Below are 22,933 nucleotides of genomic sequence, written 5' to 3'. Positions count from 1 at the left end.
ATTGGGTTTGGGGAAAAGGTTAAAGGATAAAGGTTAAAGGTTTTTTCCCCTTCCCCCTTCCCCTTTTCCCCTTAACCGACAAGTATTGGAGACATATCTTGTTACTTGTCGGTATTGATTTTCTAAATCGGACTTTGGGAATCCATTTATGCACAGGTGTGCAAAAGCTGTAATTGATTTATTTTTGCACACGTGTGCAAAGACGTGTGTTAAGTTTCTTTTCGATCTGCAAAACCCTGTAGTCAAGTGTTTTTTACAATCCAATCGGAATTAGACAAAAGTATTTATAAAGTACACGAAATGTAGAGCGCAGACTTAAAACCAAGTACTTATGCGAGTTGCGTAGATATAAGTTTATACCAACAAATAATTCATCTGTTGGATAGATTTTTGAATAAATAGCTTTATACACACCTGTGTAAAATCTATATTAAGTTTTTTGTCGCTTTGACTTAGAGGAGTGTTAAGTTGTCAATTGTATGGTGTGCGAATACTTGATAATATTAGACAACTCTTGCAATTGTTTTATTGCTTCTGCACCCTCCAACTTCATTAATTCGCGATCGTCCCATAATTCCATCCAAGTAATTCCGTAATCAGACACTACAAAACGAATCAGATGCTTTTCTCGCAGGCTAACCATAAATGAAGCACTCTTCATTTGGTTGCCGCACGTATAACATGAGGCAGAATACCCACGCCGCTCAAGAATAATTGTCAAGGCTTGTAGGTTCATTACCAAGTCTTGAACGAATTCTTGATGTTGTTGCGCTAATCTTAGAAACACTAGTTTTCTCCTACCGCTTCAGTGAGGTGGTTGCTTTTAAAACTTCTTTAGACTTACATCCGACGTATTTAGTTGCCGAAAGTTCGTGTTTTCGTAGAGACGTGATTAATCTTAACCTTACGGTTTTAACCAATCAGCTAAAGTCTCAAAGCCGTTCTAATATTCTGGACAATGATCTGGGGTGGTTGTGCAACATCCATAGATATCGTATCTAATGGTTCTTCGAGAGTATCAAACTGGCTATTGAGAAGTTTCTCGCTCATGTAATGATTGCTACGTTCTTTTAACCGTATTTGAATCAACTCATAAGAGCCTTTGAGGTAAACTAACTTAGTGCGATCGCTATCCGATACCAAAAATTGCCGATAGCTGTCTTTTAAAGCCGAACACGCCAGCACGACATTTTTATTTTCTTGCAGCCAATGTTTGATGGCTGCTTGCAAATCTTGCAACCAAGGCATCCTGTCAGCTTCAGTCAACGGGATACCGCGCCGCATTTTATCAACATTCTCTGGTGAGTGGAAACTATCAGCATCAATAAACTCCCAGCCTAAAGAGTCTGCTAGCAGTTTTCCTATAGTGGTTTTGCCAGAACCAGATACACCCATGACGATAATAATCATATTTTTTGAAGAAAAGTTAAGTTATTGAGGTAAGGGACAGGAGGCAGGAAGTAAGACTATTGAATTTTTGTATGCAAAGAGTTGTATTAAAATCTCTTGACAAATAACCATTATTTTCTATAATACATATAAATGCACACGTGTGCATTATTTTAAAATCTAAACTAAAAAATGAATAAACGAAGAATTTCAATTGAAGATATTGCTCGTAGAGCAGGTGTTTCTCATTCCACAGTTTCACGTGCTTTGCGGGATAATGCTCTCATTAGCCCGAAAGTACGAGAAGAAATTAAGCAACTGGCCCAGGAGATGAACTATGTGCCAAATGCTATAGCTCAAAGTTTGCAAAATAAACGTACTAATACTATTGGTGTAGTAGTAACTTCAATTGCAGATCCCTTTTTTGCTGAAGTTGTAGATGGCATTGAACAGATAGCTAGACCAGCCGGATTGAGTGTTTTGTTAAGTGCTTCACACCGAGATTTTGAGCAGGAAATGGCAGCTATTGATACCTTTCATCGCCGCAGAGTAGACGGAATCTTAGTAGCCGACTCACGAATTAGCAAACAGCATACAAAGCAACTAACCCAAATTGCTGTGCCAACAGTTCTGATTAACAGCCAGACTGAAGATCAATCCGAAATATTTCACTCAGTGGCAATAGACGATCGCTTAGGCGCTAGATTAGCCACAGAGCATTTAATAAGTTTGGGACACACCAGCATTGGTTATTTGGGTGTAAGCGATCGCAGCAGGTCAAACCGCGAGCGCCTAGAAGGATATCAAATAGCTCTTGCTGAAGCTGGTCTACCACAAAATCCTGATTGGGTTTCAATTAGTGACGAGTATGATACCAGAATCAGCGATGTCGCCACCGGACAAAATATGCTATCTAAACTATTGACTGCTGAGGTAACAGGCATTTTTTGTTACAACGATATGGTGGCGGTTGGCGCTCTTTTAGCTTGCCAAGAACTAGGTATTTTAGTACCACGAAATTTAAGCCTGGTTGGATTTGATGGTATTGCTTTAGGTAGTTACGTTACACCGGCACTTACAACAGTCAGCCAGCCGATGTTAGAAATTGGTGGCTATGCCATGCAAATGTTACTTGATTTATTAGAAGAAAAAACTGTGGAAAACCGCGTTTTATCTCCTTTTCTAGTAGAGCGTGGTAGTAGTGCAAGATTAATACAGTAATTTGAAATCGTGTCTATCTTGAAAACTGTAGTTTTTGTGTAATTAGACTAAACCTACAAGAGAAAATGTTTCAAAATGGACAACTCTTTCCCTGTTTGTAAGACAAATTATTTACACTCAGCAACAGTAAAAATTTTAGCCAAGCAAAAATATGTTAACCAAAAAACCAACTTTATCTCCCGATCGCTGCTTTTCTCCAGAACCAGCTCAAAGACGACTAGCCCATCAATTCTTTGACAGCATATCTGCATTACCTTTAGTCTGCCCACACGGCCACGTAGATCCAGCCCTGTTAGCTAATCCAGCAGCCCGTTTTGGTTCACCAACCGAATTATTTATTATCCCTGACCACTACATTTTGCGGATGCTTTATAGTCGGGGCGTTCCTCTGGAAGCTCTAGGCATACCTGCTCATGATGCACCGCCAGAAACTGACCACCGGAAAATCTGGCAATTGTTCGCCGAACATTTTTATTTATTCCAGGGTACTCCATCAGGGTTGTGGCTCAAAGACGAATTAACTAATGTCTTTGGGGTGGATGAAGCTTTAAATTCTCATAATGCTGGACGTATCTATGATTATCTGGAAAGTTTATTAGCCTTAGCTGAGTTTTCCCCTCGTGCTTTATTCAAACGCTTTAACATCGAAGTGCTTTGTACTACCGATGCAGCCAGTGATAACCTAGAGAATCAGCGATCGCTCCATGCAGAAGGTTTTACTCAAATCAGACCGACTTTTCGACCAGATGCAGTAGTTAACCTAGATGCTCCTGCTTGGCGAGAAAATCTCACCAAATTGGAAAGCAGTATCGGTAGAGAAATTAGTAGTTACGCTACTTTTGTGCAAGCTTTAGAAGAACGTCGGGCAATATTTAAAAAAATGGGTGCAACAGCTACCGATCAAGGTGCAGCTACGCCTTATACCACACGTCTTTCTGACCAAGAAGCAGAAGCTATCTTTGCTAGAGCATTAATCGGCAAACTGAATCTAGGCGATGTAGAGCAGTTTACCGGTCATATTTTTATGGAAATGGCTCGGATGAGTGTAGAAGATGGTTTGGTGATGCAAATGCATTGTGGTGTTATGCGTAACCATAACCCAGCTCTGTTTGAGAAATTTGGATCTGATAAAGGTGCCGATATTCCCCTCAATATAGAATGGACTCGAAATCTGCACCCATTGTTGTCAGCTTATGGGAACGATCAGCGCTTCCGTTTAATTATTTTTGGTATGGATGAAAGCACTTATAGCCGAGAGATGGCTCCTTTAGCTGGCCATTATCCTACTATATTGCTCGGGCCACCCTGGTGGTTTCACGACAGCGTAAATGGCATGGAACGCTACTTCAATCAGGTAATGGAAACTGCCGGAATTTATAATACTGCTGGGTTTAATGATGATACCCGCGCTTTTGTTTCTATTCCGGCTCGTCATAATGTTTGGCGGCGGGTAGCTTGTAATTGGTTAGCTGGATTAGTAACACGGGGATTGGTTGATGAAGAGGAAGGGTATGATATGGCCCGCGCTTTAGCTTACGACCTTGCTAAAAGTGCTTACAAATTAGACTAATACAAATCAAGCTGCTAGAATTAGCCCTTTCAAAGTGACTCGTAAAATAAGATTGTTTTTTCTCAGCGCCGCGCCATTTGCTACAAGTCGGGGAACCCGCCCAATGCACTGGCTTCTCTGTGTCTCTGCGGTTTAAAAGAAATTTATTTAACCACAGAGGCAAGGCAGCGCGGTCTTCTCCCAAAGGGAGAGGCTAGCGCCTTTCCTTCTCTACGAGAGGCTGCGCCCTAAGCGGAGCTATGCCGCAGGCTTTACGGAACGCTACGCGAACGCGGAGCGTCTCGTAGAGAAGGGGGTTTCCCCCATGAGCGACTGCCGCGCAGAGGACACAGAGTAAAGACCTTAAACAGGAATTTATTAATCAAAATTTTTACCCACCTTCAAAGGGCTAGTCCTAATACTGATTTCTTTAATTACGAATTACGAATTGAAATAAGATGTCAGATTTGATTTTAAATAAACTTTTTAGCCTAAAAGATCGGGTAGCAGTAGTCACAGGCGGTTCTGGTGTACTTGGTGGAGCAATGGCAAAGGGTTTAGCCCTTGCTGGAGCGCGGGTAGTCGTTCTAGGCCGCAATGAAGCACGGGCGAGTGCAGTAGTAGCTGATATTACTGCTAACGGTGGAGAAAGTATGGCTGTACTGGCAGATGTTAGCGATCGCTCCCAATTAGAAATAGCCAGAGATAAAATCATACAGCGTTGGGGTCAAATAGACATCTTGATAAACTCGGCTGGCGGTAATATTCCTGCTGCCACAATTACCCCTGATGCCACTATTTTTGATATGCCACATACAGCTTTTGAGGAAGTAGTTAGCCTCAACTTACTCGGTACTCTATTGCCTAGCCAAGTTTTTGGTCAAGCAATGGTTGAAAGAAATCAGCCATCTGGTTGTATTGTCAATATTTCTTCTATGTCTGCCATTCGGGTGATTAGTCGAGTGGTTGGCTACTCAGCCGCTAAAGCCGGGATAGATAACTTTACTCGTTGGTTAGCCGTCGAACTTGCCCAGAAGTATGGGGATGGAATGCGAGTAAATGCGATCGCGCCAGGTTTCTTTATTGGAGAACAAAATCGAGATTTACTCTTAAATGCAGACGGTAGTTTGACCGTGCGCGGGCAAAAAATTATCGAGCATACCCCAGCCGGACGCTTCGGAACACCGGACGAATTACTCAGTACTTTGATTTGGTTATGCAGTTCTGGTTCTAGTTTTGTGAATGGGGTAGTTATATCGGTAGACGGTGGGTTCAGTATCTACAGTGGAGTTTAATCATGTATTCACTAGCTGTAACTAACGGAACACTTTCCGACGAGCAAATTTCTGGGCTAGTTCATCAAGCTTTGGCAGATCGTCAATTAGATGGACAGCGTATTTTAGTATTAATTCCAGATAGTACCCGCACTGCTCCCATCCCGCAAATGTTTCGATTGCTGCATCAGGAGTTGGGTAAAAGAGTTCCAGCTCTAGATTTTTTGATCGCTCTGGGTACACATAATCCTATGAGTGAAGAACAGATTAATCACCTAGTGGGGGTGACATCAAAAGAGCGAGAGACAACCTTTAAAAAAGTTCGCATCTTTAACCACCTATGGAATGAGCCAGATACCTTTATTTCCTGTGGAGTAATTTCGGCAGATGAGATAGCAGAAATTAGCCGGGGAATGCTACATCAGTCCGTTGAAGTCAGGGTTAACAAGCTTGTAACACAGTACGATCTAATAATGATTTGCGGCCCTGTGTTTCCCCACGAAGTTGTCGGTTTTTCTGGTGGAAATAAATACTTTTTTCCCGGTATTGGTGGTCAGGAAGTAATTGATATATCCCACTGGTTAGGTGCTTTAATAACCAGTTACGAAATCATTGGTACATCGGGAATAACACCAGTTCGGCGCTTGATTAACCGAGCCGCTAACCTAATTTCTACACCGAAACTTTGCTTGGCGATGGTGGTTGCACCCAAAACAAATCAGCTAGCAGGACTTTACATAGATAAACCAGAGTCAGCCTGGGAAGCAGCCGCAAAATTATCCGACAAACTGCATATTACTTATGTAAATCAGCCTTTTAAACAAGTGCTTTCAGTAATGCCCGAAATGTATGATGACATTTGGACGGCCGCAAAAGGAATGTACAAGCTAGAGCCAGTAGTGGCTGACGGAGGCGAAGTAATTATATATGCCCCTCACATTACTGAGTTTAGCTACACACACGGTGAAATTCTATCTCAAATTGGCTATCATGTACGGGATTATTTCCTCAAACAGTGGGATAAATTTCAAGTCTATCCCGGTGGAGTGCTGGCTCATAGTACTCACTTAAAAGGTATGGGTACATTTGATCCTATAGAAGGGGAACAAGCGCGGATTCGTGTCACTTTAGCCACTGGTATTTCTGCTGAACGCTGTGCTGCTCATAACTTAAACTATCGCGATCCAGCGACCATTAGACCTACAGAATGGGCTAACCGTGAGGATGAAGGTATCTTACTTGTGCCGAAAGCTGGCGAAATATTATACCGTCTAACCAGTGATAAGTAAGCTGTCAATTTAGAGATGGCATAGATTTGTACTAGTAGTCTGCCAACCCAAAATTGTTAGGTGAGGGCTGGGAAAAGGGGAAAGGTTAAAGGTTAAAGGAGTAAACATCTTTTCCCTTTCCCCCTTGCCCTTTACCCCGCCAAGTTTCCTTGGCGAACTACTAGCTATTCATAACCCAATCCCCAAGGATAGCTAAAATCTTTAGGGAGACATGAACATTTAATTGTGCAGATATAGCAACTGCTGATGTTGAGCTTCAGGTATGATTGCCTATCAGACGTTCCAAGGATGAATTATCTAGAGTGTTCAATATCATAATTTTTTTGCTAAATTTATACAAAATATACAAATTATACCCTAATCAAACATTTGTTGAAACATGATCTTTAACAATAGGATGTTAAAGTAAACATTGTTAATAAAAATTCTTTTGAGTGGGTCAAATAAATAGTTAATATTGGCGATGCTGCCATGAAAGCTAGTGTCTTTAGAGGAACTCCAAAAAAGAAATTATCCAATTTTTTGAATCAAAACAACTTTTCCTCCCCCAGCTAATAGCTCCCCTGCCCTAAAAGCAATGGGATATTTTTTGGTTGGAAGTCCCTAATATCCTAGTTGCTGCAATCAAAGCTGCTCAGGAAGTAGACACTTTCAAAAGTAATAGCCCGTTCACCGTTTTTGTGCCTACTGAGGAGACATTTATTGAACTTCAATCAAGCACAATAGATGTATAGCTTAAGGACATTGCAAAGCTCAATAAAGCCTCATTTTTGAAACTGTGATGTATATAAATAATAAATTTCCTACTCATCCTTCATTTCTTCAAGGGCTGCGAGTACTCCTTGTAGATAATGATGTCAATTTTTGCAATTCTTTAACAGCGATGTTGCAATCCTATGGTGTGAAGGTGCAAGAGGCATTTTTAGTCCAGCAAGCTCTGGAAATATTTGTGCAATGGCAACCTGATATCCTCTTAAATGGTATTTCCTCGCCAAAGGAGGATAGCTATGCTCTGATTCGCCAAATAAGAACACTTACGGGAGAGCGAGGCAAAGCAGTGCCAGCCATCGCTCTGACAGGCGCTGTAACTGAAGATATGTATCAACGTTCTCTCTTAGCTGGGTTTAGTCTATGCGTTGCTAAACCTATAGTTATTGATGATTTTGTTGCTGTACTTGGCATTTTAGCAATTGCCAATAATCTTCATTTGCGCTAATGCTAACTAGCTCTAATTAATGTCTTAAATATAGTAGTCTAAATTTTGATAAGTAATGATATGGCAATACGGTTCGGATAAGCATTTTTAACTTTCCTTATGCTCTGGGGAAAGGGAAAGGGATATATTCAAAGCTTTCCCCTTCATTGTCAAATTTTTAACTTCCCTAAACTTTATGAATATAGTGTTTTCTCATAAATCATTTAGGATTGCTATACTAATAAACTTGATAAATGATAGGATTAATACAAGGAACTATAAAATGTGTGTTTCATCTCAATTAGTTTTACTTTTGAATAGCGGAACTATTGGTATTGCATTTATTCTAGCTTGTTATTTTTTGGCAGTGATTTAGATCGAGAAAAATTAAAATTGTTTATAGTTTATATTTGTTGAATATTCAGATAAATATTTTTTTGTTTTTCGTAAATAAAATTAGGGTGCTGTTAAGAAAGTAGCAAAGGTCAAAAAATATATTTTCTTCCTGCCTCCTACTTTTATTTGGTAAACCAACTTAAAATATAAACCTTAGTCGCCAAAGCATTGCGGTACTAAACTTCATCCTATGACATCCGATCAACCCTCTGAGCAACCTGTATCTGAATCTACCGCTAATGAAGCGTTCGACGTAGAGCAGCAAGATATTGCAAATGCTTTATTTCCCATCGTTGGCATTGCCGCCTCTGCGGGTGGATTAGAGGCATTTACGCAGGTACTTAAGCACTTGCTTACCGATACAGGGATGGCATTTGTGCTGATTCAACACTTAGACCCTAACCACAAGAGTCTGTTGAGCGAGATTTTAGGAAGAACAACTACAATGCCCGTCAATGAAGTGCGAGACGGCGTGACTGTGGAACCTAACCAGGTCTACATTATTCCGCCTAACACTAAGATGATGCTGTCTGGTGGGGTGTTGCAACTCACGCCGCGAGAGAAAGTTCATGGTAAATATATGCCTGCTGATGCGTTCTTTACTTCATTGGCAGCAGATCGAGGGCACAAAGCGATCGCAGTTGTTCTATCTGGAGCAGATGGAGACGGTTCACTAGGGCTGAAGGCAATCAAAGCAGCTGGAGGCGTGACTTTTGCTCAGTGTGAAGACACAGCAAAATTCGATAGTATGCCCAATACTGCTGTTGCCACCGGGAATGTGGATTTTGTGCTACCGCCGCAAAAAATCGCCGAGGAACTTGTAAACCTCAGTCGCAATCCTTTTATTTCTAACTCTTTGCCACCGATCGCAGTTGATAAATTGCCCGAACAGGGAGATGCCCTGGCGACTATATTTGTATTATTGCGATCGCAAACTGGCGTTGACTTCAGCCACTACAAGCCCAACACCCTCGATCGCCGAATCCAGCGGCGAATGCTGTTGTATAAACTAGAACGCTTGGAGGATTATGCCGAGTATTTGCAAAACAATCCCAGTGAAGTCAAGGCGCTCTATGAAGAAATTCTGATCCACGTCACCCATTTTTTCCGCGATCCCGAAGCATTTGAACTGTTGAAAGAGCGAGTCTTTCCTACCATCATCGAAAACAAATCAGCAGAGTTGCCGATTCGGATTTGGGTAGCTGGGTGTTCGACGGGCGAAGAAGTGTATTCCATCGCTATCTCCTTGCTGGAGTTTTTGTCAAATAAAGTAACCTCGCCGCCGATCCAAATTTTTGCCACAGACATCAGCGAGATCGCGATTGACAAAGCGAGAACGGGTATTTATGCAGAGAATCAAATGGTGGAAGTCTCACCAGAGAGCCGCCGCAGATTTTTTAATGCCCTTGAGGGCGGTGGATATCAAATTAGCAAAGCTGTCCGTGAACTGTGTGTGTTTGCCCGACAAGACTTGGGCAGCGATCCCCCTTTTTCTAACTTAGATTTAATTAGCTGCCGGAATGTACTGATTTACTTGGACGAAACGTTGCAAAAACGGATATTGCCCATCTTTCATTACAGTCTTAATCCGACTGGCTTCTTGCTGCTAGGGACTTCAGAAAGCACAGGTAAATATTCGGATTTGTTTATTCAGATTGACAAAAAGTATAAAATCTATACCAAAAAGCTAACTGCAATTCGTCCAACTTTTTCGTTCATTACTAGCAATTATCCGATAGTAAAAGTGGACGAATCAAAGCCGACCGATGAATTCTCATCGGATGAGTTTGATTTAGAGAAAAAAACTGACCAACTAATCTTGAATCACTATGCCCCAGTAGGTGTGGTGATTAATGACAAGATGGACGTGCTGCAATTTCGGGGAGAAATCGATCTCTACCTCAAACTTGTACCTGGGAAACCGAGTCTTAACTTATTCAAAATGGTGCGCGAGGGTTTGCTCATCGAGCTACGGGCGACAATTTATCAGGCACAACGGCAAAAAATTCTAGTTAGAAGAGAAGGGTTACGGATTGAAGAGGGCGGTCTTTCAAAAATCATCAATCTTGAGGTGATTCCATTCAAGCCTGGGACTGGCGAAGAACTCTACTTTCTGGTTTTATTTGAATCAGCCCCACTCACAATTAACAACCCCAGTACAGTAAATCCTGAGAGCGAAGAGCAGTCAGACTTAGCGCAGGAGATTGTTCAGCTAAGGCTTGAACTTGCAACCGCCATCAAAGAGCGGGCTGCAACTCAAGAATATCTACAAGCGGTGATCCAAGAGCAGGAGCATATCAATCAAGATTTGAAAGTTGCCAATGAAGAAATCCTGTCGAGTAATGAAGAGTTGCAAAGCACCAATGAGGAGCTAGAAACTGCCAAAGAAGAGATTCAGGCAACTAACGAAGAACTCAACACCACTAATGAAGAACTTCGTAGTCGAAATCTGGAATTACACCAAGTCAACAACGATCTCACGAATTTACTTGCCAGTATTAATATTCCCATTTTGATATTGACTTTGGACTTACGCATTCGACGTTTTACGCCAATGGCGCAGCGACTTTTCAATTTGATTCCCACCGATGCTGGACGACCTTTGAGCGACATCAGAGCAAATCTCGATGTTCCTGAGTTAGAAACTATAATTTTGGAGGTTCTTGACACACTCAGCATCAAAGAATTAGAAGTCCAAACTCTGGGGGGACATTGGTACAACCTCCGCATCCGTCCTTATCGCACTACAGAAAACAAGATTGACGGTGTAGTGTTGGTGTTAATAGATATTGATGTTCTCAAACGCAGTGCCGCAACCTTAGAACAAGCCCGGAATTACGCTGAAGCGATTGTGGAGACGGTACAAGTGCCGTTAATCGTGCTTGATTCTGATTTGCGGGTGAACAAAGCCAATCGCTCGTTTTATGAAACATTTCAGGTTTCACCATCAGAGACAGCCCAATCTCTGATTTTTGAACTAGGGAACGGTCAATGGAACCTGCCCGAACTGCGATCGCTCTTAGAAGACATCCTTGCCAACGATACCAGTATTCAAAACTTGGAGGTAGAGCATCGTTTTGAGCGGATTGGGCAGAAAACCATGCTGCTCAATGGTTGGAAAATTATTCAAGAGGGAGATGCCCACAGGATTTTGCTGACCATTGAAGATATCAGCGATCGCAAACAGTTAGAGTTAGAGCGATCCGAGCTTCTAGCACAAGAGCAGTCAGCCCGTCAACAGGCGGAAATTGCCAACCGAGCCAAAGATGAATTCCTGTCGAACCTCTCCCATGAACTTCGTAATCCGCTCAATACTATACTGGGCTGGGCGCAACTTTTCCGTACCCGCGATTTAGATTCTTCAGCAGTCACTCGTGCCTGGGAAGTGGTGGAGCGGAGTGCTAAGGTGCAAGCTCAGTTAATCGATGATATGCTGGATGTCTCACGGATTACGAGTGGCAAGCTTCATTTAAATACTCGTCTAATGTGATCTAGTTTCAGTAGTGGATGCCGCCATTGAGTCTATCGAATTGTCCGCAGAGGCGAAAAGCATTCAAATTATTTCACAGTTGAACTCGGCGACAGTTATCGGAGATTTTGATCGCTTACAGCAAGTTCTGTGGAATTTACTTTCTAACGCGATTAAGTTTACTCCACCCGGTGGACGAGTGGGAATCATGCTCGAAGCTGTATATACTCATGCTGAAATTCGAGTCAGCGACACAGGAATTGGCATCCGGGCAGACTTGCTGCCTTATGTTTTCGATCGCTTCCGCCAAGGAGATTCCAGCAGCAGCAAAACCAGTCAGGGACTTGGATTAGGCTTGTCAATCGTCCGTCATCTTGTCGAACTTCACGGTGGAACAGTTCAAGCGCAAAGTCCAGGTGAGGGACAAGGAACCACGATTGTTGTCAGGCTGCCTCTGCGCTCAATGCCACCGGAGATTACACCGCCAAGTTATTTAGAGCCGATCGTTTTGTCAGAGACTCAGCACACATTAAATGGTAAAAATCCACCCTTGAGCCTTGAAGGATTATGCATCTTGGCTGTAGACGATCAAGCGGATAGCCGCGACTTAATCAAGTCGATGTTAGAAAATTTCGGGGCTGAAGTAGTGGTTGTGCCATCGGCAAGGGAAGCGATCGCTGCTTTAACTGAATCTCCTGGCAAATATGATGTGCTTCTAGCAGATATTGGAATGCCAGAGGAAGATGGTTTCTCCCTGATTCGTCAGGTAAGAGCGCTTGAAGCTGAAGCTGGGGGACAAATTCCAGCAGTAGCAATTACTGCCTATGCCACCGAACAAGAGCGGCAAAAGGCAATTGATGCTGGTTTCCAAATGCATCTAGCTAAACCGATTGACCTTACTCAATTAGTATTGATGATTGCAAATTTGACTGAACGAGGCACAGATAATTCGTAATTCGTAATTCGTAATTGAGGTACAGAGCAACTAATTTTAACGTGAGTTCGACGAATCTCTCCCTCCCAGCCTCCCTCTCCGAAACGGAAAGGGAGGAGTAGCGAAAAATTCAGCTTTTGCTCCCCTCTCCGTGTCGGCTACCGTGTATACACAAGTTGAGTTGGGAATCACATGGACACAAAATAACGGAAAATTATTTTTAAAATCCAAGATTATCCGTTAAACCTCTATCAATAAGCTGACACTATTGATAATTAGCTTGCTCAGTTCAAAACCTTGCCTACTAAGGCTTGTATCTTACCAGGCAAGGATTTTAGAACTTGTGTATACACAGTAGCTCCGTGTCGGAGAGGGGTTGGGGGAGAGGTCAAATAATACTTGTCGAACTCACGTTAATTTTAATTATGAAAAAGTAAAAAATGTGCGGTGTCCAGATCCTCGACTTTTCAAAGAAGTCGGGGATTTAATTTTTCACGAATGATTTAGAATTGCTTGGGTACAAGAAGCAGAAGGGAAAGACTCACTACAACTTCTCCTTTGCTCCCTGCCCCATGCCCCCTGCCCCCTGCCATTCCTGCTTGGAGAGTTCTTTTCTCGGCAACAACAAACTAGCTTCAATCTCCTGGCGCACAACGCCTGTTACCTCACAGTTGCTATTGAGGCAATCGAGAAGCAACTGATTGGCATCGTAATATTGTTGCAATACTTGCTGTTGCTGTGGGCTGAAGTGCCAGTGATGTTCAATGTTTCGATGCTTGGCGATCGCAGTTTTTAACTGTTCCATCCAAGCAGGATAACTTGTTTGCCACCATGTCTGAATGCTTTCTCTACTTTGTTCTGGATCGGGCAGTAGGTCTTTAAGTTGTTGTAAAGCTTGATGTAAGCCAGCATCTTGAGCGATCGCTAAAGCATAACTCAAAGCATCGTCGCAGGCATCGGCATCGGCAAAATTAGATTTGCATTCCATTACTAGGTTATCTAATGCCGCATCCAAAAAAATATCCTGATCAAGGATGCAGACAAGAGCAAAGGGCGATATCAAGTGAGGAGTTCGAGCCAGAGTAAGGTAAAACGCACGAATCGCAATAGGCTGGGGGGGAGTGGCAAGGGACTTGTGATTTGCCCAAGTTAGAAATTTTTGCAAATATGGATCTTGAGCCACTAGCGCATCAACTTCTTGCTTCATCAACAGTACTAAGAAATCTGCACTCCGCAGCATGGCAACCGTTAACAAAAAGATTTCGCGCCATCTGGGTTCAGTAATATGACTCACCAGACGTTCTAACGGTCGTTCTAATGCTTGTAAATTATAACTGGCAACGATTTTTCGAGCAGTCAGATATTCTTGAAACGTCAAATAAGAGAAGGAGAAAATTCCCCGCACTCGTTCTGCTAGTAATCCATGTTGTAACTCTATCGCCTGAAGTACCCCTTCACTATCTAATTGCAATTCCTCTGGTTCCGTCGAAGCATTCGGTAAATCACAGATATAATCGCTAATGTATTGTTCAACAATGCGTTGTTCAAAAAAGTAATTACCCTGGTCAAATGTCGCGCTAGCAACCTGACTCAGCAACTTCAGATTTTGTGATAATAAGAAACCTTCGTACACTTCATCCCGTTCAATTGCTTTGGTTTCATCCCATTTGCCCAGCAGGAGGTATAAACATTGCTTATAAAACGCAATTTTTTGGTTTGGGAATTTGTTCTGGTGATGAAAAACCCAGCAAGCGAGATGTAAAAACAAGGGGGAGACGGCAAGTCTACGAAATTGTAAGTTTTCCGGTAAATCTAGTTTCTTAATAAACTCAATTGCCTGTCCTTGTTTATTCTGGATGTTCGTTTTTGTAAGTGCTGTAAACCACTTCTGAGCAAAAGCAACAATTTGGTCTTGACTAAATGGGGCAATTTCAACATCTGTAAAGCGTCTAAGGTTAAAAGCTTTAGCCGCCGTGCGGCAGGTGACGACAAATATATTCTTTTGATACTTTTCAGAGAATCTGCGAATCTCATTGGCGACACCCTTCCTTTCTTGATGAAGCACTTCATCTAATCCATCCAGCAACAGCAACACTCTACCTGACAACAACAAAGTTTCCAGCACAGATGGATCTGCAATCCCACAGGTAAGGAATTCTTTGCAAATATAGTTAAGTAAATTGAACTCTCCTGCTTCTCTAGATTCGTCGGCAAAATCTCTTAAGGTGACAAAAATGGCAACCCGATTTGCAGCAAATCTACCTCGGTTGCATTGAATCGCTAGATGTTGTAAAAAAGTGGTTTTACCTGCTCCCGGTTTACCCAACACCCGTAGCTTTGAGTAAGTTTGAACTGCCGTGATCCCTGCGATTTCTATTTGGGATACTTCACCTAAACCAAAGCGATCAAATTCTTTTGATGTAAACTTTTGCAAGTCAGAAAACTCTAACCACTGAAGGCTTGCAATCTCCTCCAAAATGTTGACATCTATGTAAATGTCGTCGATTCTAACGGGGCGACTAACATCTAATAACTGCAAAGTGCCGCACTGGTCTTGAATTTTGTCAAAGCGTTGCGATCGCACAAATTGTACTAGAGCATCAATATCTAAAAATTCAGCAGCACTAAGTTCTTTTGATTCAGAAAATTCTTCTGGAGGATTAGCCGCAATCTCACGCCAATTCAACGACAACACCGAACAAATTTCTATAAAGATATGACGGTCAACCGAACGCCCAGTAAAAAACCGCCAAATTGGTTGGCGAGTCTTTAAGTTGACTTCAAAAGCCAAATTATCTTGTGTCCACCCTTTATGAGCGAACGCTTTTTTGGCTTGTTCAATCCCGGTAACTGATGCTTCGAGCGATCGCTTGACCATAGAAGCTTACACATCGGATAAAAATTCTTCAAGTTGACATTATTGCAATATATAATTTCGGAACTACTTAGAAACTAAGTTAGCTATTTTTAAGTGCTAATAATTTATTTAAAGCATCTTCGGACAATATCCTATCATTGCATTTTTCAGTAAAATTTGAGTAATTAAAGTATGTTTTATAACTTTGTATTGGGTGGCCGAGAAAGTTTTTGTATATCTATTACCTCTAGTGGTGCGGCAAGTCTCAAATTTATGTACGATTGAGTACTCATTATTGTAACACTTCTGTATACTTTTGTATAAAGTTAGCTTGTTATAATTAATGTTTAAATAACTTAGCTCAAGCTTATGATTTAGAGGTTTATGTGCCGACATGAGGCTTAGATTCTCAAGTCCTTTTATTGTGTTGCTAACTGGCTTTTTAAATATAATTGGCTCTAAGATGTATTATTAACGCAAACGTATTTAAAACATAAGATTTTTTCTTTATTTAAATAGTTATAGCGTTTTATTGTCAAGCCTACTTATTAAGCAAAATCCTTATTAACAAGAAATAATACATGTGCAATTTTGCCAGCATCAGAAATTCAATTCCGTGCAAATGCTGGATGAATAAATGGTGAAACACCACACCCAATTGAAAATTTGCTGCAAAACAATCAGTGTCGGATCTGAATCCCTCACTGATAGCGTAGCGGTAGCGAGTCCACGTACTCTTACAGAGAAGCAAGCTACGCGCAGCGTCTCGTAGAGAGCGTCTTGATTCTGATGAATGTATTCTCACTTAAGAAGTTTATTGTTTGTTCATTTTAGAACTTTATTCTTTGTGTACACACTTACAACTGATAAGAAGCGGTCAAAGCTACCGCCAAAGCATCCGCAGCATCATCTGGCTTGGGAATTTCATCTAAATCTAACTCCCGTGCTACCGCCTCTTGCACATCTAACTTATCTGCATTGCCATATCCCGTTAAAGCTTGCTTAATTTGAGCCGGAGTAAACTCTACATAAGGAAGACGACGCTGACCCAACACCAAAATTAATACACCCCGCGCCTGTGCAACCAAAATTGTACTTGACATCCGATAGAAGAATAGTTTCTCGATCGCAACCAAATCTGGTTGAAATTCCTCCATCACGGTGTGTAAATCATCAAACAAGGTACATAGCCTCAGTCCCATTTCTACATCTGCTGACGTTTTAATTACCCCGAAATCCAGCATATTTACTGTAGTTTCTGGCACCTTGTTGGCAATTTGTGTGCAGGTAATTACCCCAAACCCTAAAGTTGCCAGTCCTGGATCTAATCCTAAAATTCGTTTTTCCATTCAATTCACTTTTACTAAACCAGGGTATTGTTTAACTAGGAATACTGGCAATCTTGACCACTTGCTCTTAGTCTAATGGAATTGACAAATATAATAGTTTCACGCCTAGTGTTAAAAACCAAGTGGTGTACATTTTCTGTTAATTATTGTTTGTAGCACTGCTGTAAATCAGGTATGTCAATTGGTTTTCTCAGACAAGCCCTCAACGCCCTGCAAAAGCAGTCGCGTTCTCGAACTTCCTATCGGGTTAACCAGTGGTTCAAATGGTTATCCCCTGGACTATCGGTAAAACGTTGGTTGTTGATAAGTATTGGGGGTGTACTGCTGGCGAGTTTGGGGTTAGCTATTTGGGTTAAGCTGACCCCAATTTTTTGGATGATCGAGTTGTTTAGGGGTTTCCTTGGAGTAATCACCAACATCTTACCCAACTATATCAGTGGGCCTTTGGTGCTGCTTGGGGGATTGCTGTTAGTGCTTTGGGGACAAACTCGTACTGTTGGCTCAATTACTAAGGTACTAAGGGCAGAAGGCGGAGAAGAACTCATCGATGTCTTGCTGGCACATCATCGACTGTACCGAGGCCCGAAAATAGTAGTAATTGGTGGTGGTACGGGTCTTTCTACGTTGTTGAGGGGACTAAAAACCTACAGCGCTAATATTACTGCTATTGTCACTGTTGCTGATGATGGTGGATCTTCTGGGCGGTTGCGTCAAGAATTTGGAGTGTTACCACCAGGGGATATTCGCAATTGTTTGGCTGCACTAGCAGATGAAGAAAAGTTGTTAACAGAATTGTTTCAATACCGTTTTCGGGCTGGAGATGGGTTAACGGGTCACAGTTTTGGCAATTTGTTTTTAACGGCAATGAGTGATATTACTGGAGATTTAGAACAAGCAGTTGCAGCCAGTTCTAAAGTGCTAGCGGTACGGGGACAAGTACTACCGGCAACTCTCAGTGATGTTCGCCTCTGGGCTGAATTAACCGATGGTCGCCGCATTGAGGGCGAGTCTAGCATTCCTAAAGCTGGAGGGAAAATTGTCAAAATTGGCTGTATTCCTGATAATCCGCCGGCAGTGCCAGCAGCGATTAAGGCAATTAAAGAAGCTGATTACATCATTATTGGGCCAGGTAGTCTTTATACAAGTCTGATTCCTAATTTATTAGTACCAGAAATTGCCGATGCGATCGCTCAAACAGATGCCCCCCGTATTTATATCTGCAATATCATGACTCAGCCAGGAGAAACTGAAGGCTACACTGTTGCAGATCACATTAGAGCAATTGATGCTGCTTGTGGGGAAAGACGGCTATTTGATGCTGTGCTAATCCACAAAAAATCTCCCTCAGAGCAATCACTCATCCGCTACGCCGAACAAAACTCCCATCCCGTTTTCCTAGATAGAGAAGCCGTAACTCAACTAGGGCGAAGGATTGTTGCAGCTAATGTTTTATATGAAGATGAAACGGGTTTTGTCCGTCACAATCCGCAGAAACTAGCACAAGTGTTGTTGCGGTGGTACGGTAGAGGTCATTATGGAAAAAGGAGAAATATCACGTCTTGACTCGGTTATGAAAATTTTTCTTGCAGATACAGAGGCGACGCTACGCTTAGGTATTAGTCTCGGTGAATCCCTGACTGCTGGCAGTGTAATTTTACTAGAAGGTGATTTAGGCGCTGGTAAAACTACCTTAGTTCAAGGTATTGGTAAGGGTTTGGGAATTGCTGAATCTATTGTCAGTCCCACTTTCACCCTGATTAATGAGTACACAGAAGGACGGCTCCCCCTTTACCACCTAGATTTATATCGCTTAGAACCACAAGAAGTTGCAGCCCTAAATTTAGAAAGTTATTGGGAAGGTATTGAGGTCATACCAGGAATTGTGGCAGTTGAATGGGCGGAACGATTGCCCTACAAACCAGATAGTTATCTAAGTGTGACTTTGACTTATGGGGATGGAGGTACTCGTCAAGTCGAACTCATACCATTGAATTGTGCCCTTAGTGAAGCCATTGCTGCTATCTAAGCTCATATCCCGACCGAAGTACAAGAGATTTCACTTTTTTAGATCGCAACACTAAAAAATTTTTGCTAATAGTTGAGGGAGAACTTCACACTCCTTCTATCTGCCACTACCACGCTCACCACTGTAAATCACTAACATTGTTATCTCTATCCAAATTAAGTGAAAAATTTTTGTAACAGCAGCTTTATTGCTGCAATAATCAGTTAAAAAACTGATTTAGATAGTGTATGAATTAAGAAAAGGTAAACTGTTGTTGGGTTAAATGAGAGTTTTTGCAGCACCTAGTCAGCTTGATTTAACCTGATTGGTTCTCTACTCTCATTAAGAGAACAAATCTGGATTATTTAGCAGTCAAAGCTAATAGAAAAAAGTTAAATAACATCAAGCTATCTAGAAGTTATCTAACTTTTCCTTATACTCAATATACCCGAACTAAAGTCACAATATATACACAATAATACTGATTTATATAATAATTAAAAAATTAATTTAAGTAATTGTAAATACCAATAAATTCTTCGGTTGACATCTGTAATTATCACTGTTAGCAGTTTTAAATAAAACATCTCGTATTTTTACGATAGTTATGTAAAAATACGAGATGTTTTATCTTGTATTAGTTAACATTAATATATCTACGTGGATGCACTAGTTTTCTCTAATGAAAGAAGCGATCGCCTTTTTTATCGGTAAGCCAGAGTCATCCCTGGTATAGTAAGTAAGACCTTGATCGATGAATGCCGAGGTAGTATCTATTAACTGCTGAATAATCTCTGGACTAGTATTATCTATTTCTTGAGTAACTTTTTTGCCTGTAAATCGGTTTTTTCGCTCTTCTGGAGGTAACACAATACGAGGATCTTTATAAGTTTCTTTTGGCTTAGGTTTAAATGTCTCATTTAATTCAAACTGAAGACGCAAGTAACGTTTAGACTCGTATCCACCCATGATTTGCCGGCAAATTGTGCTATCAATCTCTGATGTAGGTTCCATAAAGATATTAGTCAAATTTTGTACCCAGTCTAAGCCTTTCCATTTACTTACTTGCTTATATTGATATGGTTCACCAGTTTGACCTGTGCCAAGAGAAAGGATAGAAATATCTTCCAATCGCAGATTATTTAGTTTATATTTTTGCTTTATTTCTGGAGATACTGTAGACTGGCTGATCCTCATAACTAAACTCAAAGCTGCAAGACAGGGATTGTTAGCAGAAACTCCTCCATCAATGTGTGGAAATTCCCAATCGCCAAACTTTTCTTTATCTACAGGTTCTAATTTATATGGCGGGAAAAAAGTAGGTGCAGAGGCAGAAGCGGTACATATCTCCCATAAATAACAGTCATCGTACCATCTGTCTCCTAGATCGGGATGACAGTTTGTAAAAAAGGTTGTATTGCGATATAGCGTATCGTAAGCCAAAATCAAGATAATAGGTTTTTCAACATCTTTTATTCTTGTGTATTTATAAGCATCTTTGAGGACACTAATAATTCCATCATGAGAATATTTAGATGCTGAAAATACATCAAGAATTGATTTGATGAAGGACGGCAAATTTTTATAGAGTTCTTTTCTATTCGCCGGAAAGATATCTTTACCTTTATCTATATACATTTTAATAAGTTCATCACTTGTCTTTCCTACAGCAATCCCCCCTGTCAATATTGAACCAGTAGAAGTGCCAGCAATGAGGTCAAAGTATTCGTGTAAGAAGTTCCCTTTACCCTGGTTTCTAATTTCTTGTTCTACTTGTTTAAGCATTCGGGCTGCAATAACTCCCCGAATACCGCCACCATCTAAAGCTAAAATTTTGAAGGACATAGCAATTCTCCTTGATTATTTCTACGGTTATCTTTTCGGGCATAGTTTCTGGTAAATACATGACCTGGATGAAGGTCAATACTTGTCGGGTTTTGGGGAAAAGGGGAAAGGGGAAAGGGGAAAGAAAAAACCTTTAACCTTTACCCCAAACCCAATTCTGAGTTAAAAATCCAAAACCCGAGCAGTATTGGGATGAAGGTCATATATGTTTCATTTTGTTTACTCCTATCCAGCTGTAAGATTTAACGAACTGCCTTCACTACGAAACACCACGCGTAGCTTGCTTTCCCATAAAGGTACGCGCAACATCTCGTTGCACACCAAGCAGGGAAAACGAAGATTAAATAGGTAATCTTATAGCCGTAAGCAGGGAGTTATTGAAGATTTGACTTCAAACACTTATAAATAAATTCAGAGTTTCATGTTGCAATTTTTGATACAGCAACAAGTCAATACCCTTTGGTTAAAAGGGTAAAGAAGGAAAAACAAAGATTTTCGTCTTTTAGCTTTAACCAAACCGCATTGGTCTAGTCTTAACTCTAGATAGATGAAAATCTTGCCTATTCAAGTATGGCTTTGATGTATAAATATCTGTCTACTACGTAAGCTTAAATAAATATTTGCTACAAGAAAGTTAAAGCTTGACCCCGGACTTGCGTATTTACCTGGCCTTTGTCATAAACTATTTCACCGCCGACAATGGTAGTTGTCGCCCAGCCAGTGAGGTTCCAGCCTTCAAATGGACTCCAATGGCATTTGGTTAAAAGTTCTTCGCGCCGGACTGGACGGTATGTATTTAAATCTACAAGCACTAAATCGGCATCATAACCAGGTGCGATCGCTCCTTTATTGGGAATACCATAAGCCACAGCTACATTCTTAGACATCCAGTTGACAACTTGGGAAACAGTACACTTTCCCTCCATCGCCGCAGTTAACATCAAAGCTAGGGAAGTTTCCACCCCAGGCATTCCTGAAGGAGTATTGGGGTATTCTTGAGCTTTTTCTTCTAAGGTGTGGGGTGCGTGATCTGTAGCGATGAAATCAATCACGCCATCGCGCAAAGCTTGCCAAAGGACTTCGTTATCGTGGGGCGATCGCAAAGGTGGATTCATCTGTGCTAAAGTACCAATCTTTTCATAAGCACTGGTGTTTAACACCAAATGCTGTGGCGTTACCTCTGCTGTCACCCAACTAGGTTTCTCCTGACGCAATAAATCTGCTTCTTCGGCTGTTGACATGTGAAGAATATGCAGACGACGGTGATATTTTTGAGAAAGTTTTAATGCCAGTTGGGTTGCCAACAAAGCCGCTTGATTATCTTGAATTTGCGAGTGAACGGCTGGATCGTGAATGTTGGCAAATTCTTGGCGACGTTGGTTGATTCTAGCTTGGTCTTCGGCATGAACAGCAATTAAGCGATCGCCTTTAGCAAATATCGTCTCCAATGCTGTTTCACCATCAACTAGCAACTGACCGTGCATCGACCCCATGAAAATCTTAATACCCGGTGTGGGCTTGGCCAAAAGCAAGTCTGGAAGATTCTCTGCTGTTGCCCCAATAAAAAAGCCATAATTAACCAAGCACTTTTGTGAGGCCCGTTCTAGCTTGTCGTTTAAAGCCTGCTGTGTCGTTGTTAAGGGGCGCGTATTGGGCATTTCTAAAAATGAAGTGACTCCACCTTTAGCGCAGGCACAACTAGCGGTGAATAAATCTTCCTTGTGTTCTAGTCCAGGTTCCCGGAAATGTACCTGCGGATCAATCACTCCCGGCAACAAAGTTAACCCTTCTGCGTCAATTTCAGTGACTACAGCTGTTTGGGAGATTTCTGGCGCAACTTCGACTATTTGGCGATCGCGGGTCAACACATCCCCAATCATCATTTCACCATTGGGTAGGACTATGCGAGCGCGACGGATCAGTAAAATTTGTGGAGATGACATAAGGCTAACTTTTTTAGGCAGGGAGCTATATATTACAGATAACTATGCTTTTAGGTTAAACTTAGTCGCGCTCTGAGTGTTAAATTTTTTGCTGACCGTTAAAAAAAAGTTTATTTTTAATCTATGAAGAACCCCATTTATCAATAATCTAAAATTGGTAGTCAAGATGCGAACATAACCAGGAAATTAAAATTTTCCCGTTAAGATTAACAGATAAA

General features: G+C 41.4%; 16 protein-coding genes. 10 read left to right on the top strand and 6 right to left on the bottom strand.

Annotated elements, in window-relative coordinates:
- Positions 1-463: 463 nt before the first annotated feature.
- The gene (locus tag IQ274_RS01220; protein WP_193867118.1) at positions 464-787 is read right to left on the bottom strand and encodes a DUF1815 family protein; all 324 of its coding nucleotides are present in this window, start codon (positions 785-787) and stop codon (positions 464-466) included.
- 137 nt (positions 788-924) lie between these two features.
- Positions 925-1,410 carry a gluconokinase gene (locus IQ274_RS01215; protein ID WP_193867116.1) on the bottom strand — a complete coding sequence of 162 codons (486 nt, stop codon included), beginning with the start codon at positions 1,408-1,410 and terminating at the stop codon, positions 925-927.
- A gap of 171 nt (positions 1,411-1,581) precedes the next feature.
- Here IQ274_RS01215 and IQ274_RS01210 point away from each other — a divergent pair, with 171 nt between their 5' ends.
- The 8 genes from IQ274_RS01210 to IQ274_RS37670 all read left to right on the top strand — a co-directional run bounded on the left by IQ274_RS01210 (position 1,582) and on the right by IQ274_RS37670 (position 12,737).
- Positions 1,582-2,610: a LacI family DNA-binding transcriptional regulator gene (locus tag IQ274_RS01210; RefSeq protein WP_193867115.1), complete on the top strand. Its 1,029-nt coding sequence runs from the start codon at positions 1,582-1,584 to the stop codon at positions 2,608-2,610.
- A 151-nt stretch (positions 2,611-2,761) separates the two neighbouring features.
- A complete protein-coding gene (gene uxaC, locus IQ274_RS01205; protein WP_193867113.1) occupies positions 2,762-4,180 on the top strand; it encodes a glucuronate isomerase in 1,419 nt (472 codons plus the stop codon).
- A gap of 437 nt (positions 4,181-4,617) precedes the next feature.
- Positions 4,618-5,454 carry an SDR family oxidoreductase gene (locus IQ274_RS01200; protein WP_193867111.1) on the top strand — a complete coding sequence of 279 codons (837 nt, stop codon included), beginning with the start codon at positions 4,618-4,620 and terminating at the stop codon, positions 5,452-5,454.
- A 2-nt stretch (positions 5,455-5,456) separates the two neighbouring features.
- On the top strand, positions 5,457-6,722 hold the full coding sequence (locus tag IQ274_RS01195; protein WP_163928951.1) for a lactate racemase domain-containing protein: 1,266 nt from the start codon (positions 5,457-5,459) through the stop codon (positions 6,720-6,722).
- Between the two features lie 593 nt (positions 6,723-7,315).
- Positions 7,316-7,456 (top strand): fasciclin domain-containing protein, encoded by a 141-nt coding sequence (locus tag IQ274_RS01190; protein ID WP_175586638.1) that lies wholly within the window; start codon positions 7,316-7,318, stop codon positions 7,454-7,456.
- 47 nt (positions 7,457-7,503) lie between these two features.
- Positions 7,504-7,938 (top strand): response regulator, encoded by a 435-nt coding sequence (locus tag IQ274_RS01185; RefSeq protein WP_228057969.1) that lies wholly within the window; start codon positions 7,504-7,506, stop codon positions 7,936-7,938.
- A gap of 565 nt (positions 7,939-8,503) precedes the next feature.
- Positions 8,504-11,803 carry a chemotaxis protein CheB gene (locus IQ274_RS01180; protein ID WP_322745165.1) on the top strand — a complete coding sequence of 1,100 codons (3,300 nt, stop codon included), beginning with the start codon at positions 8,504-8,506 and terminating at the stop codon, positions 11,801-11,803.
- A gap of 13 nt (positions 11,804-11,816) precedes the next feature.
- Positions 11,817-12,737 (top strand): ATP-binding protein, encoded by a 921-nt coding sequence (locus IQ274_RS37670; RefSeq protein WP_322745164.1) that lies wholly within the window; start codon positions 11,817-11,819, stop codon positions 12,735-12,737.
- 523 nt (positions 12,738-13,260) lie between these two features.
- Here IQ274_RS37670 and IQ274_RS01175 read toward each other — a convergent pair.
- Positions 13,261-15,594 (bottom strand): NACHT domain-containing protein, encoded by a 2,334-nt coding sequence (locus IQ274_RS01175; protein ID WP_193867109.1) that lies wholly within the window; start codon positions 15,592-15,594, stop codon positions 13,261-13,263.
- Between the two features lie 836 nt (positions 15,595-16,430).
- The gene (gene ruvC, locus IQ274_RS01170; protein ID WP_012411616.1) at positions 16,431-16,922 is read right to left on the bottom strand and encodes a crossover junction endodeoxyribonuclease RuvC; all 492 of its coding nucleotides are present in this window, start codon (positions 16,920-16,922) and stop codon (positions 16,431-16,433) included.
- A 174-nt stretch (positions 16,923-17,096) separates the two neighbouring features.
- Between ruvC and IQ274_RS01165 the strand changes: the two genes are divergently transcribed.
- Positions 17,097-18,485, top strand: a complete 1,389-nt coding sequence (locus tag IQ274_RS01165) for a gluconeogenesis factor YvcK family protein (protein WP_163938339.1) — start codon at positions 17,097-17,099, stop codon at positions 18,483-18,485.
- A 7-nt stretch (positions 18,486-18,492) separates the two neighbouring features.
- The gene (gene tsaE / locus IQ274_RS01160) at positions 18,493-18,948 is read left to right on the top strand and encodes a tRNA (adenosine(37)-N6)-threonylcarbamoyltransferase complex ATPase subunit type 1 TsaE (RefSeq protein ID WP_193867255.1); all 456 of its coding nucleotides are present in this window, start codon (positions 18,493-18,495) and stop codon (positions 18,946-18,948) included.
- 648 nt (positions 18,949-19,596) lie between these two features.
- Here the strand turns inward: tsaE and IQ274_RS01155 are convergent.
- Both IQ274_RS01155 and IQ274_RS01150 read right to left on the bottom strand, forming a co-directional pair.
- Complete coding sequence (locus IQ274_RS01155; RefSeq protein ID WP_193867107.1) at positions 19,597-20,772, bottom strand: patatin-like phospholipase family protein; 1,176 nt, start codon at positions 20,770-20,772, stop codon at positions 19,597-19,599.
- A 623-nt stretch (positions 20,773-21,395) separates the two neighbouring features.
- The gene (locus IQ274_RS01150) at positions 21,396-22,715 is read right to left on the bottom strand and encodes a dihydroorotase (protein ID WP_193867105.1); all 1,320 of its coding nucleotides are present in this window, start codon (positions 22,713-22,715) and stop codon (positions 21,396-21,398) included.
- Positions 22,716-22,933 lie beyond the last annotated feature (218 nt).

Origin of the sequence: Nostoc sp. LEGE 12447, from assembly GCF_015206985.1 — a bacterium.
Taxonomy (GTDB): domain Bacteria; phylum Cyanobacteriota; class Cyanobacteriia; order Cyanobacteriales; family Nostocaceae; genus Nostoc.
The sequence above is the reverse complement of the archived record's forward strand: the minus strand, read 5'-3'. Positions and strand labels throughout refer to the sequence as shown.

Bases quoted from the DNA above. Each gene is read 5' to 3' on its own strand.
- IQ274_RS01215 (WP_193867116.1), bottom strand. From the start codon at position 1,410: ATGATTATTATCGTCATGGGTGTATCTGGTTCTGGCAAAACCACTATA.
- IQ274_RS01210 (WP_193867115.1), top strand. From the start codon at position 1,582: ATGAATAAACGAAGAATTTCAATTGAAGATATTGCTCGTAGAGCAGGT.
- uxaC (WP_193867113.1), top strand. From the start codon at position 2,762: ATGTTAACCAAAAAACCAACTTTATCTCCCGATCGCTGCTTTTCTCCA.
- IQ274_RS01200 (WP_193867111.1), top strand. From the start codon at position 4,618: ATGTCAGATTTGATTTTAAATAAACTTTTTAGCCTAAAAGATCGGGTA.
- IQ274_RS01195 (WP_163928951.1), top strand. From the start codon at position 5,457: ATGTATTCACTAGCTGTAACTAACGGAACACTTTCCGACGAGCAAATT.
- IQ274_RS01185 (WP_228057969.1), top strand. From the start codon at position 7,504: ATGTATATAAATAATAAATTTCCTACTCATCCTTCATTTCTTCAAGGG.
- IQ274_RS01180 (WP_322745165.1), top strand. From the start codon at position 8,504: ATGACATCCGATCAACCCTCTGAGCAACCTGTATCTGAATCTACCGCT.
- IQ274_RS01175 (WP_193867109.1), bottom strand. From the start codon at position 15,594: ATGGTCAAGCGATCGCTCGAAGCATCAGTTACCGGGATTGAACAAGCC.
- ruvC (WP_012411616.1), bottom strand. From the start codon at position 16,922: ATGGAAAAACGAATTTTAGGATTAGATCCAGGACTGGCAACTTTAGGG.
- IQ274_RS01165 (WP_163938339.1), top strand. From the start codon at position 17,097: ATGTCAATTGGTTTTCTCAGACAAGCCCTCAACGCCCTGCAAAAGCAG.
- tsaE (WP_193867255.1), top strand. From the start codon at position 18,493: ATGAAAATTTTTCTTGCAGATACAGAGGCGACGCTACGCTTAGGTATT.
- IQ274_RS01155 (WP_193867107.1), bottom strand. From the start codon at position 20,772: ATGTCCTTCAAAATTTTAGCTTTAGATGGTGGCGGTATTCGGGGAGTT.
- IQ274_RS01150 (WP_193867105.1), bottom strand. From the start codon at position 22,715: ATGTCATCTCCACAAATTTTACTGATCCGTCGCGCTCGCATAGTCCTA.